Origin of the sequence: Sulfitobacter dubius (genome assembly GCF_027214245.1) — a bacterium.
In the GTDB taxonomy this organism is placed as follows: domain Bacteria; phylum Pseudomonadota; class Alphaproteobacteria; order Rhodobacterales; family Rhodobacteraceae; genus Sulfitobacter; species Sulfitobacter dubius_A.
The window spans coordinates 270,208-285,855 of sequence record NZ_JAPWHM010000002.1 but is presented as its reverse complement, the minus strand read 5'-3'; the positions used below and the strand labels follow the sequence as shown (position 1 = coordinate 285,855).

Here is a 15,648-nt window from a genome sequence, read left to right as displayed (position 1 = left end):
GGACACGACATGACCCTCGATCCTGATCTGAAATCCCGCATCCTTCAGGCTGTCGAAGATGGCTTCGCTGAGCAAGTGAGCTTTACCCAACAACTCGTGCAGACCCCTTCGCTGCGCGGCCATGAACATGCGATCCAAGACCTGCTGTTTCGCAACCTGCAAAGCCGTGGCTATGCGATGGACCGTTTCAAGATGGACCGCGCTGCGATTGAGGCGCACCCCGGCGGCTCGAAATACTCCGACGATCACTCTGACGCGCCCATCGTCGTGGGCATCCACCGCCCGCGCGATGAGGCGGGTCGCTCGCTGATCCTGCAATCGCATCTCGACGTGGTGCCCGAAGGGCTGCACGACATGTGGGATGATCCGCCCTTTTCGGCCAAGATCGACGGCGATTGGATGTATGGCCGGGGCGCGGGCGATATGAAGGCGGGGGCGGCTGCAAATATCTTTGCGCTCGACGCGCTGCGCCGCATCGGGCTGCAACCGGCGGCGACCGTCTATGTGCAATCCGTGGTGGAGGAGGAATCCACCGGCAACGGCGCATTGCAGACCTTCCTACAAGGCTACACCGCCGATGCGGTCTTCATCCCCGAACCCGAAGAGGAAATGCTGGTCCGCGCCAACACAGGCGTCATTTGGTTTCAGGTGCAGGTACGTGGCGTGCCTGTCCATGTGCGCGAAATGGGCGAAGGGGCCAATGCGATCGACGCGGCCACCCGCGTGATGACCGCCCTGCGTGAGATGGAGGAGGACTGGAACGCCGAGAAAGGCGACCACCCGCATTTCGAAGACGAAGCCCATCCCATTAACCTCAACATCGGCAAGATCGAAGGCGGCGATTGGGCATCTTCGGTGCCGTCATGGTGCAACATCGATTGCCGCGTTTCCATCTATCCGGGCCGCCGTGCCGAAGACGCCGCGCGGGAAATTACCGAACGGGTCAAGGCCTTTGCCCAGAGTGATAACTTCCTGTCCAACAACCCGCCCAAAGTGGTCTTTAACGGCTTTCACGCCGAAGGCTATGTGCTGGAGCCGGGCAGCGAAGCCGAAGCCGTGTTGGAACGCGCCCATGAAGAGGCCATCGGCGCGCCGCTGCAATCCTTTATGACGGCAGGCTACCTCGATACACGGGTTTATGCGCTTTACAACAAGATCCCGGCGCTCTGCTACGGGCCAAAATCGCGCAACATTCACGGGATCAACGAATCTGTCAGTCTGAGTTCGGTCAAGAAAATCACCCAAGCCATGGCGCTTTTCATCGCCGAATGGTGCGGGACCGAGGACATCACCCCATGACCGAGGTCGGGATCACGCCTCAAGGCGGCTTGCCCCCCTTTCTCAGCGGTGTGCTGGCCGAAGAGAGCGGCAACAAGACCGATCTTCTAGCGCAAGATCCGCCCGCCTTTGACGCGGCACGCGCGGCAGAGGTTGCCTTGCAGCGCTATGGTATCTCGGGTGAGATCAAGCCACTGGCGGCAGAGAAGGATGCAAATTTCCTGATCACCCTGCCAAGCGGAGAAGAGGCGTTGCTGAAGATCACCAATGCCGCCGAAGAGCGTGCTGTAACTGATATGCAGACTGCCGCGTTGATGCATCTGGCCGCCGCTGATCCCGACCTCCCCGTGCAGCGCATCTGCGCCAGCCTGAACGGCAAGGCCGCCGAAGTGGCCACCGCCGCCGATGGTCAATCCCATGTCGTGCGTTTGATGACCTTCCTTGGCGGCACCGTCCTCAGCAATGCCACGCCGCGCCCCGGCCTTCACCGCGCTTTGGGGGATTTTCACGCACGGGTGGCGCTTGGTCTGCGCGGTTTTTTCCATCCGGCGGGGGGACATTTTCTGCAGTGGGACATCAAACAGGCAGGCCATCTGCGCCCGCTGCTGGCGGATGTGCAAGACGCCGAGCTGCGCGCCCAACTGGGGCGCACCCTCGATCACTTTGATGCAGAAGTCGCGCCCCAGCTTCCACATCTGCGGACGCAGATCGTGCATAATGACTTTAACCCCCATAACATTCTGGTCGATGGGCCAGAGGCGCAGCACCCCGTCGGGCTGATCGACTTCGGCGATATGGTGCATACGCCGTTGGCCTGTGATCTGGCGGTGGCCTGCTCCTATCAACTCGGCCAAGGCTCGGACCCGCTCGGCGCCATTTGCGAGATGGTAGCGGGCTTTGCCGCACGGCTGCCGCTGGAGGCCGAGGAAATCGCGTTCCTGCCAAGCCTGATCCGTCTGCGCCATGCCACCACCTTGGCGATCGGTGCATCCCGCGCGCGGCGCTATCCCGAGAATGCCGCCTATATCCTGCGCAACGCCGCCGCCTCGCAACGCGGGCTGGCAGCACTCGACCAGATCGGCGACGCCGCCGCGATCAAAGCCCTGCATCGTGCTGCGGGAACGGAGTGACCGATAACCATGATCAACGCCTATGACAACGCCCAAGCTGACGCCCTCAGCCCCGCCGACCGCGCCCTGATCGACCGCCGCGCCAAGGCGCTCGGCCCCGCCTACCGGCTGTTCTACGACCAGCCGCTGCACATTGAGCGCAGCGAAGGCGTCTGGCTGTGGGACAAGGACGGGCGCAAATACCTTGATGCCTACAACAACGTCGCCTCGGTCGGCCATTGTCATCCGCGCGTGGTCGAGGCGATCACCCACCAGTTGGGCGTGCTGAACACTCACACCCGCTATCTGCATGAAAACGTGGTGACTTACGCCGAACGGCTGCTCGCCACGATGCCAGACGCACTCGGTCATGTCATGTTCACCTGCACCGGGTCCGAGGCGAATGACATCGCCCTGCGCATCGCCCGCAGCTATACCCGGCGCGAGGGAGTCATCGTGACCCGCCTTGCCTATCACGGGCTGACCGAAGCGGTGGCCGAACTCTCCCCCTCCTTAGGCGATTTCACCCCGCGTAGCCCGCGCATCCGACTGATCGACGCGCCCGACACGCTCCGCATCCCCGAGGCGCAGCAGGGCGCCAAACTCGCCGCCGATCTGGCCCAAGCGATTGCCGAGATGCGCGCCGATGGGATCGAGCCTGCGGCCTTCATCGTCGATACGATCTTCTCCAGCGATGGGCTGCACCCCGATCCGGCGGGGTTCCTGCAACCGGCGGTCGATCTGATCCGCGCCGAGGGCGGGCTCTTCATCGCTGACGAAGTGCAGCCCGGCTTTGCCCGCACTGGCGACGCCTTCTGGGGGTTCCAGCGCCACGGGCTGGTGCCTGACATGGTCACGATGGGCAAGCCGATGGGTAACGGGTTCCCCCTTTCCGGCACCGCGATGCGGCCAGAGCTGGTGCAAGAATTTGGCGAAAAGGCACGCTATTTTAACACCTTTGGCGGCAACCCCGTGGCCGCCGCCGCAGGCATGGCCGTGCTCGACGTGATCGTGGATGAGGGGTTGCAGGCCAATGCCACAGCCGTCGGCGGCTACCTCAAGGGCGGCTTGCAAGACATCGCGACCCGCTACCCCGAGATCGGCCATGTGCGCGGCGCGGGGTTGTTTCTGGCGGTCGAATGCGTCACCGCGCGCGAGACCAACGCGCCCGACGCCGCCCGCGCCAAATTCGTGGTCAACCACCTGCGCCAGAATGGCGTGCTTATCAGCGCCACCGGGCCGGGGGCCAATGTTCTGAAAATCCGCCCCCCGCTTGTCTTGCAGCAGGCCGAAGCGACCCTGTTCCTCGACGCGACCGAAGCCGCCTTCGCCGCCGCGCGGGCCGAGGGAATTTAACCCCGCGGCCCTACTGTGCCTCGCGCAGGGACCGCTCCCGCGCGCGGGCCTCGGTCAGCCATTCAGGATCCATCTGCGGCACCGATGTCAGCAGCCGCTTGGTATAGGCCTGCTTTGGCGCGCCGAAGATCTCATCGCGCCCGCCCTGCTCGACGATCTGGCCATTCTTGAGCACGATCACCTTATGGGCAATCGCCTCAACCGTGGCCAAATCATGGGTGATAAACATGAAGGTCAGGTCCAGCTCGGTCTGCAAACGCACCAACAACCGCAAGATCCCTTCGGCCACCAGTTGGTCCAGCGCGCTGGTGACTTCGTCACAGATGATGAACTCGGGCTCGGCGGCCAGCGCGCGGGCGATGCCAACGCGCTGCTTCTGACCGCCGGACAGCTCGCTGGGTTTGCGATCAAGAAAGGCGCGGTCGAGGTCGACCAAATCCATCAACTCCTCCACCCGCGCCCGAAGCTCTTGCCGCTTGCGACCCGTGAACTTGCGCACCGGGCGCGTCAATATCTCGCGAATATTGTGGCGCGGGTTCAGCGAGGTATCCGCCGATTGATAGATCATCTGAATGTTGCGCAGCGTCTCGGCCCCGCGCTTTGACAGCCGTGGCTCCAGCGGGGCGTCATCCCAGAAAAACTGCCCCGAGGCGGGGGGTAGCAGCCCCGCGATCACCCGCGCGAGGGTGGATTTACCTGACCCGCTTTCCCCCACCACCGCCGTGGTCTGGCCGCGCGGAAAGGTGAAGTTGAGATTATCCAGCACGGTCATCGGCCCATAGGCCGCCGAGACCCCCTCGCAGCGGATCAGCGCCTGAGCCTCCCCCGCCTCAGCGTCGGGACGGCGAAACGACCGCACGGCCCAGAGCGAGCGGGTGTATTCCTCCTGCGGGGCGTCCAGCATGGTCCTGGTCGGCGCGGTCTCCACCGCCGCGCCATCCTTCATTACGCAGATGCGGTCGGCCATCTGGCTGACCACCGCCAGATCATGGGTGATATAGATCGCCGCCGTGTCATATTGCTCGACAATATCACGGATCGCGCCCAGCACTTCTATCTGGGTGGTGACGTCTAGGGCGGTCGTCGGCTCGTCAAAGATGATCAGATCGGGGCGGCAGGCCATGGCCATCGCCGTCATCGCCCGCTGCAACTGGCCGCCCGACACTTGGTGCGGATAGCGAAAGCCGATCTCTTCGGGGTTGGGCAATTGCATCTGACGGTAGAGCGCAACGGCGTCCTGTTCTGCCGCCGCGCGGCCCGAGACACCGTGCAGGCGGGGCGCTTCGGTATATTGGTCGATCAACGTCTTGGCGGGGTTAAAGCTCGCCGCCGCGGACTGGGCGACATAAGCGATCCGCTTGCCGTGCAGACGGCGCAATTGCCCGCCCGCCATGCCGATCAATTCGGTCCCGTCAAATTCGACACTGCCCCCGGCAAAGCGCACCCCGTCGCGGACATAGCCCATCGCCGCCAGCCCGGCGGAGCTTTTACCCGCCCCGCTTTCGCCGACAAGGCCCAGCACTTCACCCCGGTCCAGTTCCAGATCGAGCCCTTTGATAATCGCATTGGGCCACGCGCGGCTGCCTGCCTCAAGCCGGAGACCGCGAATGTTAAGAAGATTTCCCATATTCCTGCCCCTGCTTGGTTAACTTTTCAGACCGCTGGCGCGGTGCAGCATCCAATCGACGATCAGGTTGATCGCAACGGTCAGCAAGGCGATGGCCGCCGCCGGGATCAGCGGGGTGATATCCCCGAAACTGATCAAGGTGGCGTTCTCTTTCACCATCGACCCCCAGTCCGCCGTGGGTGGCTGAATCCCGATGCCGAGAAAGGACAGCGCCGCGATAAAGAGAAACACAAAGCAAAAGCGCACGCCAAACTCGGCGATCAGCGTCGACCAGATGTTGGGCAGAATCTCCCGCCGTAGCAGCCATGGCGTGCGCTCTCCGCGCAGCCTTGCGGCTTCGACGAAATCAAGGCCGACCACATTCATCGCCGCAGCCCGCGACAGCCGGTAGACTGGCGCCACATAGATCACCGCGATCACCCCGACCATATTGGGGATCGACGGACCGACGATGGCCAAGAGCATCAGCGCCAAAATCAGCGGCGGCACGGCCATCAGCACATCGACCAGGCGCGACAGGACTTCGTCCAGCCAGCCGCCTTTAAGCGCGGCCAGCATCCCCAGCGTTGACCCGACCGAAAAGGAAATAGCCGTGGTCAGCAGCGCCAGCCCGACAGTATTGCGCGCGCCAAAGATCATGCGCGACAGCATATCGCGACCCAGATTGTCGGTGCCCAGCGGATGCGCGGCACTCCATGGCAGATAGGCATCGCCCACCACCTGCGTCTCGCCGTAGGGCGCGACGATGGGCGCGAATACCCCCGTAAAGGCGACGATGGCCAGCACCACCATCCCAAAGATCGCCGAGGGGGGCGCGGATTTCAGCAAAGATTTCATCGTTATCTCCCGTGCCGCAGACGCGGGTTCGACATGATCGAGATGATGTCGGCCAAGACGTTGAGCGTGATGTAAACAGTGGCAAAGAATAGCCCCACCGCCTGCACCACCGGGAAATCCCGGCTGGAGACTGCATCGACCAACAACTGCCCAAGACCGGGGTAGGAAAAGACGACCTCTACCACCACCACGCCGACCACCAGATAGGCAAGGTTCAGCGCCACGACGTTGACGATCGGCGCCAAAGCGTTGGGCAGCGCGTGCTGCACGATAATGCGCCAGCGCGGGACACCCTTAAGGCGGGCCATCTCAATATAGGGCGAGGCCAGCACGTTGATGATGGCCGCCCGCGTCATCCGCATCATATGCGCCACGACCACCAGAATAAGCGTCAGCGCGGGCAGAAAGCTGCGATAAAGCGCGTCCCAGAGCCCTGTGGCGCTGTCGATCCGTGCCAGCGTAGGGAAGACACCCGCCTTGATCGACAGGAATAGGATCAGGACATAGCCCACGAAAAACTCGGGCATAGAGATCGCGGAAAGCGCGGTCAGGTTGACGCCCCGGTCAAACAGCGTGTTGCGCCACAGCGCCGCCAAAAGGCCAAGGATCACCGCCAGCGGGGCGGCGATGACGGCGGCATAGGTGGCCAGAAACATGGTGTTGGCAAGCCGCGGGCCCAAAAGCTCAGACACCTCGCGCCCTGAGGCCAAAGAGGTGCCAAAATCGCCGCGCAGCACACCACCAAGCCAATCGAGATAGCGAAGATGCGCAGGCTGATCGAGGCCCAGTTCGGCGCGAAAGGCAGCGAGGGTCGACTCGGTCGCCGATTGGCCTAGAATCTGCTGCGCCAGATCACCGGGCAAAAGCTCAATGCCAACGAACATGAGGGCGGATACGACAAAGAGGGTCAGAATGCCGAGGGACACTCGGCCGATAACAAGCTTCTGAAGCCGGGACATGCTAAGGTTTTCTCCGGCCCGGATCGGGCCATTGGTGCGGGAAACGGACGGCCCCTTGGGGCCGCCCGGATGAGGTTGTGGCTTAGGACATCCACCAGCGTTCGATGAAGCGCTGGCTGTCGAGATCCCACATCTCGGACACTTCCTCAGGCATCTGAACGCTTTCGCTCATGGCCGAGACATATTGACCAAAGGCCGGGATCAGCGCGCCGCCCTGCTCTTTCACGATCTTTTGCATCTCGCCGTACATCTCGGCGCGGCGGGTCTGGTCGAGCTCGGGCCGCGCTTGTAGCAGCAGCTCATTGAAGCGCTCATTGTCCCATTTGGTCTCGTTCCACTCCGCATCGGCGGCATAGCCGGTCGAGAACATCAGGTCAGGCGTCGGACGGCCACCCCAATAGGAGCAGCAGAAGGGCTTTTGCAGCCAGACATTCGACCAATAGCCGTCATCCGGCTCGCGCTTCACCTCGATATTCAGCCCCGCAGGCCGCGCGTTTTCGGCAAAAAGAACCGAGGCATCCACCGCCCCGTTAAAGGCTGCGTCCGAGGTGGACAACGTCACATCAAGGCTTTCAAGCCCCGCCTGTTTCAGGTGGTACTTCGCCCGCTCAGGATCATAGGTGATCTGCTCAAGGTCATTGTTGTAGTAGGGCATCGAGCGCGAGATCGGTTGGTCGTTGCCCACGGTGCCATAGCCACGCAGAACCTTTTCGATCATGTCTTCGCGGTTGATGCCGTATTTCAGCGCCATCCGCACGTTCATGTCGTCAAACGGGGCCGTGTTGGTCTGCATCGGCATGATGTAATGCAGCGTGCCGTCTTGGGTGTGGATCTTCACGTTGGGCGCGCGGCCCAGAAGGTTGATCGTCTTGAGGTCGGGCCGGTCGATCAGATCAACTTCGCCGGTCATCAGCGCGTTCATCCGCGCCGCCGGATCGCCGACTTTCAGGATCACAACCTTGTCGAAATGCGCGCGGCCCTCTTTCCAGTAGTCATCGCGGCGCGTCAGTTCGACCCGCACGCCCGGCTCGAAGACGTCGATCACATAGCCGCCGGTGCCGATGCGGCTGTTGGGGTCGATCGTGCCATCGCCGGTGTCTTGGCGAATGCCGAGGTGGTAATCATTGAAGATAAACGGGAAATCCGCATTGCCGGCGGCCAGTTCAAAAACCACAACCTTGTCGCCATCGGCGCGGATGTCGGTGATCTGCTCTAGCAGCGGTTTGATACCGGATTTGGACTCTGGCCCCATGTGGTGACGGATCGAAGCGATCACGTCATTCGCCGTCGCCGTTTTGCCGTCCGAGAATTGCGCGTTGTCGCGCAGGCGGAAGGTCCATGTGGCCGCGTCGGTGCTGGCCTCAAAGCTCTCAGCCAAGTCGGGCTGGGCGGTGCCGTCGGGAGCGATTTCCGTCAGAGTGTTAAAGACCGCATAGCCGCTGGCGAACATGAAGTCGTTGTTGAAGGTTGCAGGATCAAGGCTGTCGGAGGTCGACCCTTGGGTAAAGCCAACCCGCAGCGTGCCACCCTTTTTGGGCTGGGCCTGTGCCCGCGCGCCCTGTGGCAAGATCAGCCCTGCCCCCACCGCAGCCGCGCTCCCTGCTAGAAAACTGCGACGGCTCGGTCCGTTTTGACGTTTTGTGAAATTGGTCATTGTATCCCCCTATGTTTGTTTTCTTGGTCAAACGCTCTGACAAAGCGCTTAGCGTAATGGTCGGTTACGCGGCGTTTACCGCCGCCCCTCGCAGTGGCATGGGCCAGTCGCCCCGCCTGCTATCGCGGTCAAAACACCGCCGCCGCAGAACGACAGCGCGTCTCTGCCTGCAATGCGATCAGCCGCGGCAGTTTGCCCGCCGCAACGATCTTGGTCATAGGCATAGCCGGTTCCACCGCCGGGGTATAGATGCCCGACGCGCGTGTCGCGAAGTTACGCTACGGCTAGAGAGGTTTTTCGGGGAGAACAAAGTGTTGTGGTCGGGCTAAGTATGCGCCGCGCCCGCCGATCATTGCCGCGAGCGCCGCAAAACCGGGGGAGCTGATCCCGCCCCGTCCGCGGCACCCTTAGGGTATTTTTCGCCCGACAATAAAAACTGGGCGATACGCGAAAGCAGCGCGGGAATTTCGCACTGCTTTCGCGTTCACTTCTCTTTCCTCACCGCCTTTTGCGGGTTCTTTGGATCGAACTCCTCAGGACGGTGCGCCGCGCCTTCGTGGTCATCCTGCGCGTTGTGGCGCTCCCGGTGGGGCGGGCGTTTCTCTTTGGCGTGATCTGGCTCGTTTGGCATGACGTTCTCCTTTCGGTCAGTTAATGCGGTCAGCGATCCGCAGTCGGGAATTCATTAGCGCGGACGCCGACCATCTCTTGCGTCCCTAAAAAGCGGGGCGTTCGAAAAAATACAGCTACAAAGAGCTAATGTTCGCCTCGGAGGTATGGTTGCACCACGAAGTTGCGATGAGAGGAAACCTGCGCATTACGCTTGCGACCAAGCCGCCGGTTTCACCCCTTGGGTCCAAGGCCGAAACCACCCACCTCCAAAACGACCCCCTAGTCGCGTGCCTTTTCCAGCAAGGCGACCAATTCACGGAACTTCTGGCGCTGCTCTTCGCGGTCGCCCGATAGGATCGCCTCTTCCATACAGTGGTTGGCGTGATCCTCGATCACCAATCGCTCGACCGCGCGCAGGGCCGAGCGGACGGCGGCGGTTTGCACCAGCACGTCCACGCAATACCGCCCCTCGTCGACCATCCGTGTGACGCCGCGCAACTGCCCCTCCAGCCGCGCCAGTCGCTTGAGGATCGCTGCCTTGTTCTGCTTTGCTTCCACGTTTGGTGCCTCCACGTCCTGGAACTAAGACGACCGTGGCCAGTTAACATACCACAGGGGGGTATCTAGGGCCGCCTCATTCGCATTTTGCCGGCGCGTTGCTAGGCCCGCATTGGCTTTGGCGATCATAGCCCCCCGCGTTCTTGATTGCCACGGTGCGCGCCGCAATCGCGCAGAATTTTGAAAGAGGAGAACCCCCATGTCCTACTGGCGTTTCGCCGCAATGATCGCGACTTCGACCATCGTGATGTTTGGCCTGATGTACCTGAACACCTACGCCTTCGAGCATGTCTTTTTTAGCGAAACGCGGACCTATATGGCGCTGCTGATGGGGGCTGTGATGGCGGTCATCATGCTGAGCTTCATGTTGTCGATGTATTCCAACAAGGCCATCAACATCGCCATCTATATCGGCTCCATCGCGGTCTTCGCCCTGACCCTTTGGCTGGTGCGCAGCCAAATTACTGTGGGCGATACCAGCTATATGCGCGCCATGATCCCGCACCATTCGATCGCCATTATGACCTCTGAGCGGGCAGAACTTTCGGACCCGCGCGTGCGCAAGATGGCCGATGGCATCATCGCCGCGCAGCGCAAAGAAATCGCCGAGATGCGCAGCCTGATCGCCGATATCGAAGAGAACGGCGACGCGGTTGATCCGGAACTGGGCGAGACCGAAAGCCAGCCCGAAGTCGGTACGGTGGAAGAGGCACTATCCTCCGCAGAGGTCGCAAAAGTCGACCCGGCGGGACTGACCCCTGAGAACGTCGAAAGCCTGCTGGGCAGCGCCGCCACCTGCCAGTTTGGCCGCACCAACGAAGGCGATCCCAGCCTCGTGATGGCGGGGAATGCCGGGGGGATCAAACTCTCGGGCACCTTGATCGAACTGCAATCCGATGAGGCCATTGACCAAGCCGCGCTTGCCGATGGCGCCCGGTTCACCGCCGACGGCGTTGACGTGACCGTCACCCCCCTCGCCGGGGCGGATTGGACCGACACCGAAAGCAACCTGCGCCGCTCAGAAGCCGAGATGAAATTCCATCTCGACCGCGGGCTGACCGTTGGCTACCGCGGCTTCTTGGACTGCTCGAACGAGATGTGACCGTCCCCATGGGGGGCCTGCCGAACCGGCTGGGCCTCCCGTCGACTTTCGCGACTTTGATGCAAAGGTCAAAGATTTAATTGCAATCCTTCCAGCGCTGGACGCGTTGACAGGCTTCGTGACTTACGACACTGCTAAGGCCATGCGTGCTCTGGCAAACATATCAAACCTCTGCCGCGCCCTTTTGGGTGTGGTTTTGGCCTGTGGTCTGTTGCTGCTTCCGCCCTCTTCGGTTCATGCCGAAAGCGGAATGCACGAAAGCGCGCAGGCAGGGCATCACGCGGGCCACCAGATGACCGCAGCATCAGAACTGCAACAGGATGTTGCCGCGCTGCCTGATCTGACAGACATACCAGAGAGTTTCGAAGGCGAGCCTTGCTGTGGTGGCATCTGTCTGACGGCGGCGCTGACCACATCGCAGGACGCCAAGATAACGGTCGTGCGATCCGTTGAATATGCCAGCGTGTCCCACTCTGTCGCTTCTGGCCAGCCCACGGGCCAATTGCGTCCGCCTCGAGCCTAAGTTGATCCCGGCCCCCTGACGGCCTTTGCATCCGCGGTTTCGAGCCGCGGGTAAGATCACCTCTTTCTCAGGCAAAATATCAATGAAATTACCACTGATCGCAGGGACGCTGTCCCTGACCCTTGGTGCCTGCGCCACGGCGCTCCCGCCCCTTCCTGATGTCACTGCCGCCTATGTGCAGCAGCCCACGCCTCTGCCCCAAGTCGCCGCGATGACCGCCGCCGACAACAGCGCACGTGGCAGTGCGGCCACCGCCGAGGAACAGCCCTTCTCAGGCTACCGCCGTCGCGGTGTCGTCGAACCGCTCGATTGGCGGCGGCTGAATGCGGAACAGGCCCCCAAGCCGGGCGCAATGCAGGGGATGAACCACTGATGCGTTGGAAACTGAAAACCGCCGCCGTCATTACGCCTCTGATCTTGGGCGCCTGCACGGCCCCGGTGCTGCCGGTGAATTACTCGGCCCGCGATGCTGGTTTTGCCGCCGTTGAGGCACGCACCTCCAAGGCCATCGGCAAGCGCACCGTCTGGGCGCAGTCGCAGGCCGAGACCGTCGCGGCCTCTAAACAGGTCCGCGCCTTGGTGCAGGGCAAGACGATCAGTGCCGAAACCGCGGTGCAGGTTGCGCTTTTGAACAACAAAGGGCTTCAGGCATCCTATGCGCAGATCGGCCTTTCGGCGGCCGAAGCATGGCAACAGTCCACGCCAGAAAACCCCGTCGTTTCCATCGGTCTTCTGGGCATCGGCGCGCCCGAGGTCGGTCTTTACCGTGCCTTGGAAAGCATGATCGCCGTGAACCTGCTGGATGCCCGCACCCGCAAACAGCGCATCGCCGCTGCCGAGGCGGAGTTCCAGCACGCGCAGATGCAAGCGGTCAGCGACACGCTGGCACTGGCCAATGAAACGCGCGAGGCTTGGGTCAATGCTGTCGCGGCCTTTGAAACGGTCAGCTATCTGAAACGCGCGGCCGTCACCACCGATGCGGCGGCGGAACTGGCGCAGCAGCTGGGCAAGACCGGCGCGCTTAACAAAGCCGCGCAGGCCCGAGAGCAGGCGTTCAACGCCGAAATGGCGGGCCAGTTGGCACAGGCGCGGCTGGACGCACAATTGGCCAAGGAGCAACTGACCCGGCTTATGGGCCTTTGGGGGCAGGACGTGGCCTACTATGTGCCCGATGCCCTGCCGCGCGTGCCGAACACGGTCAGCAGCCACAAGGGCATTGAACGGCTGGCGCTGGCCAATCGCGTTGATCTGGAAGTCGCTCGGCTGGGGTTGGAGGCCACGGCCAAAGCCTACGGCCTGACCGATGCCACCCGCACCCTGACCGATCTCGAAGTCATCGCCGGGGCCGAAATCGAACGGGAGGAAGAGAACGGCGAGATTGAAACCAGCGTGTCACCGCAGGTCGAGTTTGAATTCGTGATCCCGATCTTCGACAGCGGCAAGGCGCGGCTGCGCAAGGCCGAGTTGAGCTATCTTCAGGCGGCCAATGTGCTGGCCGAGCAGGCTGTGAACGTCCGCTCAGAAGCGCGGGCGGCGGCCACGGCCTACCGATCCAGCCATCAGATCGCGCGGCACTACTCAGACGTCGTGCTGCCCCTGCGCCGCACAATCGACGAGGAAGCGCTGCTCAGCAACAACGGCATGATCACCAGCACTTTCGACCTGCTGAACGACGCCCGCGAGAAGATCGCGAGCCAGCTCGAAGCAGCCAGCGCCAAGCGTGAATTCTGGCTGGCCTCGGCTGGTCTGACTGCCGCGATCTACGGCGGTGGCAGCGGCGGCGGTGGCGGCGGTGGAGAAACCCAAATCGCCGCCGGTGGCGGCGGCGGACATTGAGACAAGGAAGCAACCAGATGATTAACAGACGTCAATTGCTGGGGGCCGGTGCTGCGGGTGCAACGCTCGTGTCCTCCAAAGCGTGGGGCCAGACCATGAACATGGGCCTGCCCGAAGCCGCGGTGATGGACAGCGCGCTGACCCAATCGCCAACCCGCCCCACCTCGGGGCCGGATTACAACCCCGTGGTCACGCTCAACGGCTGGACCCTGCCGCACCGGATGAACAATGGGGTGAAGGAATTTCACCTCATTGCCGAACCGGTGGAGCGCGAACTGGCCGACGGAATGGTCGCGCGCCTCTGGGGCTACAACGGCCAATCCACCGGCCCGACCATCGAGGCGGTCGAGGGCGACCGGGTGCGTATCTATGTCACCAACCGCCTACCCGAACATACCACCGTGCATTGGCACGGGCTGATCCTGCCCTCTGGCATGGACGGTGTCGGCGGGCTCAGCCACCCGGGCATCCCGCCGGGCAAGACCTTTGTCTATGAGTTCGATCTGACCAAATCCGGCACCTTCATGTACCACCCGCATGGCGATGAGATGGTGCAGATGGCCATGGGGATGATGGGCATGTTCGTCGTCCACCCAAAGGATCCGGACTTCATGCGCGTGGATCGGGACTTCCTGATTATGCTCAACGCCTTCGACATTGATCCCGGCACCTACATCCCGCGCATCATGACGATGACGGATTTCAACCTGTGGACTTGGAACAGCCGGATTTTCCCCGACATTGACCCATTGGTCGTCAACCAAGGAGACAAGGTGCGAGTCCGCGTGGGCAACCTTACGATGACCAACCACCCGATCCATATGCACGGCTATGACTTCAAGGTCACCTGCACCGATGGCGGCTGGGTGCCGGAATCGGCGCAATGGCCCGAGGTGTCGATCGACATCCCCGTGGGCGCCATGCGGGCCTATGAGTTTGTGGCCGACCATCTGGGCGACTGGGCAATCCATTGCCACAAGTCGCACCACACGATGAACGCCATGGGCCATGACGTGCCCACACTGATCGGCACCAATAGTTCCAATATGACACGTCAGGTCCGCCGCGTGCAGCCCGAGTTCATGCCCATGGGCACGGCAGGCATGGCGGATATGGGCGAAATGTCGATGCCGCTGCCTGACAACACCGTGTCGATGATGGCCGGTTGGGGGCCGCATGGCCCGCTGGAGATGGGCGGCATGTTCTCGGTCGTGAAGGTGCGCGAAGGCATCGACGCGGACGACTACGAAGATCCCGGCTGGTACGAAAACCCTCCGGGCACCGAGGCGTATGAATGGACGGGCGAACTGCCAGAGTTCGAGCAGAACCACAGCCCCAAAACCAAGATCACGCCAAAACCAACCTCCAAGGGCTAAGCGGCCCTCGGACCACAATGACAACCAACCCATACAGGAAACACCATGAACAAACTTCTTCTTTCGACCGCCCTCAGCCTTCTCATCACCGCCCCGGCCTTTGCCGCAGGCACCCATGGCGGCGGCCACGGCGATGACGGCCACGGCGACATGCACAAAGAGATGGCCGTCGGCATGCCCGGCAAGGCCGAGGCGGTCGATCGCACCATCGACGTGACCATGCGCGAAACCGACGATGGCGAAATGATCTTTGAGCCCGCCGCGTTCGACATCAAGGAAGGCGAGACCATCCGCTTTGCCGTCACCAACAAGGGCGAGATCGAGCATGAGTTCGTGATCGACACGATGGAGGGCAACGCCGAGCACAAGGAAGCCATGGCCAAGATGGACATGGAGCATGATGACCCGAACTCGGTCCGTCTCGACTCCGGCATGGAGGGCGAGGTGATCTGGACCTTCGCCAACGAAGGCTCCTTCGAGTTCGCCTGCCTCATCCCCGGCCATTACGAATCCGGCATGCATGGCCCGATCACCGTAGCGCAGTCTGATGATGCGCCAGAGGCGCCCGCGGTCTACTCCACCGGCAAGATCAAGAAAGTCGACGCCAAGGGCAAGAAGGTCACCATCATTCACGGCCCGCTTGAAAACCTCGACATGCCGTCGATGACCATGGTGTTCAAAGCCGATGAAGCGCTGATCGCCAATATGAAGGAAGGTCAAAACATCGAATTCGTGGCCGACCGCGTGAAAGGCAAGCTGACCGTCACAGCGATGAAGTAAGCGCCGACAGCAGGGCCGGCGAACGGGCTGGCCCTGCTCTT

General features: G+C 62.1%; 15 protein-coding genes. 9 read left to right on the top strand and 6 right to left on the bottom strand.

What is annotated here, in order from left to right; all coding sequences use genetic code 11:
* The first annotated feature begins 9 nt into the window (after nucleotides 1-9).
* From O4H31_RS05240 to O4H31_RS05230, 3 genes are read left to right on the top strand one after another with little or no spacing between them, the layout of a single operon-like run.
* Nucleotides 10-1,299, top strand: coding sequence for an ArgE/DapE family deacylase (locus tag O4H31_RS05240; RefSeq protein WP_269343514.1), 1,290 nt, complete (start codon nucleotides 10-12; stop codon nucleotides 1,297-1,299).
* Entirely contained in the window at nucleotides 1,296-2,408 is a 1,113-nt protein-coding gene (locus tag O4H31_RS05235) for a phosphotransferase (protein ID WP_269343512.1), read from the top strand. The genes O4H31_RS05240 and O4H31_RS05235 overlap by 4 nt, the downstream gene beginning before the upstream one ends.
* 3 nt (nucleotides 2,409-2,411) lie before the next feature.
* Entirely contained in the window at nucleotides 2,412-3,743 is a 1,332-nt protein-coding gene (locus tag O4H31_RS05230; protein WP_331283697.1) for an aspartate aminotransferase family protein, read from the top strand.
* Nucleotides 3,744-3,753: 10 nt separating this feature from the next.
* On the opposite strand, the gene O4H31_RS05225 is transcribed toward O4H31_RS05230, so the two are convergent.
* The 6 genes from O4H31_RS05225 to O4H31_RS05200 all read right to left on the bottom strand — a co-directional run bounded on the left by O4H31_RS05225 (nucleotide 3,754) and on the right by O4H31_RS05200 (nucleotide 9,990).
* Nucleotides 3,754-5,370 (bottom strand): ABC transporter ATP-binding protein, encoded by a 1,617-nt coding sequence (locus O4H31_RS05225; RefSeq protein WP_269343508.1) that lies wholly within the window; start codon nucleotides 5,368-5,370, stop codon nucleotides 3,754-3,756.
* 18 nt (nucleotides 5,371-5,388) lie between these two features.
* Nucleotides 5,389-6,207, bottom strand: a complete 819-nt coding sequence (locus O4H31_RS05220; RefSeq protein WP_201722017.1) for an ABC transporter permease — start codon at nucleotides 6,205-6,207, stop codon at nucleotides 5,389-5,391.
* Between the two features lie 2 nt (nucleotides 6,208-6,209).
* Nucleotides 6,210-7,166, bottom strand: coding sequence for an ABC transporter permease (locus O4H31_RS05215; RefSeq protein WP_269343504.1), 957 nt, complete (start codon nucleotides 7,164-7,166; stop codon nucleotides 6,210-6,212).
* An 82-nt stretch (nucleotides 7,167-7,248) separates the two neighbouring features.
* Nucleotides 7,249-8,820 carry an ABC transporter substrate-binding protein gene (locus O4H31_RS05210; protein WP_269343501.1) on the bottom strand — a complete coding sequence of 524 codons (1,572 nt, stop codon included), beginning with the start codon at nucleotides 8,818-8,820 and terminating at the stop codon, nucleotides 7,249-7,251.
* 484 nt (nucleotides 8,821-9,304) lie between these two features.
* Complete coding sequence (locus O4H31_RS05205; RefSeq protein WP_269343499.1) at nucleotides 9,305-9,451, bottom strand: hypothetical protein; 147 nt, start codon at nucleotides 9,449-9,451, stop codon at nucleotides 9,305-9,307.
* Nucleotides 9,452-9,711: 260 nt separating this feature from the next.
* On the bottom strand, nucleotides 9,712-9,990 hold the full coding sequence (locus O4H31_RS05200; RefSeq protein WP_067630970.1) for a metal-sensitive transcriptional regulator: 279 nt from the start codon (nucleotides 9,988-9,990) through the stop codon (nucleotides 9,712-9,714).
* 199 nt (nucleotides 9,991-10,189) lie between these two features.
* Here O4H31_RS05200 and O4H31_RS05195 point away from each other — a divergent pair, with 199 nt between their 5' ends.
* The 6 genes from O4H31_RS05195 to O4H31_RS05170 all read left to right on the top strand — a co-directional run bounded on the left by O4H31_RS05195 (nucleotide 10,190) and on the right by O4H31_RS05170 (nucleotide 15,607).
* A complete protein-coding gene (locus O4H31_RS05195) occupies nucleotides 10,190-11,092 on the top strand; it encodes a DUF305 domain-containing protein (protein WP_269343497.1) in 903 nt (300 codons plus the stop codon).
* Between the two features lie 118 nt (nucleotides 11,093-11,210).
* The gene (locus O4H31_RS05190) at nucleotides 11,211-11,615 is read left to right on the top strand and encodes a hypothetical protein (RefSeq protein ID WP_269343494.1); all 405 of its coding nucleotides are present in this window, start codon (nucleotides 11,211-11,213) and stop codon (nucleotides 11,613-11,615) included.
* Nucleotides 11,616-11,697: 82 nt separating this feature from the next.
* Nucleotides 11,698-11,988 (top strand): hypothetical protein, encoded by a 291-nt coding sequence (locus O4H31_RS05185; protein WP_120350362.1) that lies wholly within the window; start codon nucleotides 11,698-11,700, stop codon nucleotides 11,986-11,988.
* Nucleotides 11,988-13,451, top strand: coding sequence for a TolC family protein (locus tag O4H31_RS05180; protein WP_269343491.1), 1,464 nt, complete (start codon nucleotides 11,988-11,990; stop codon nucleotides 13,449-13,451). Before O4H31_RS05185 ends, O4H31_RS05180 begins: the two co-directional genes overlap by 1 nt.
* Before the next feature lie 17 nt (nucleotides 13,452-13,468).
* Nucleotides 13,469-14,827 carry a multicopper oxidase family protein gene (locus O4H31_RS05175; RefSeq protein ID WP_269343489.1) on the top strand — a complete coding sequence of 453 codons (1,359 nt, stop codon included), beginning with the start codon at nucleotides 13,469-13,471 and terminating at the stop codon, nucleotides 14,825-14,827.
* A 45-nt stretch (nucleotides 14,828-14,872) separates the two neighbouring features.
* Nucleotides 14,873-15,607: a copper-binding protein gene (locus O4H31_RS05170; RefSeq protein ID WP_269343487.1), complete on the top strand. Its 735-nt coding sequence runs from the start codon at nucleotides 14,873-14,875 to the stop codon at nucleotides 15,605-15,607.
* Nucleotides 15,608-15,648: the final 41 nt, after the last annotated feature.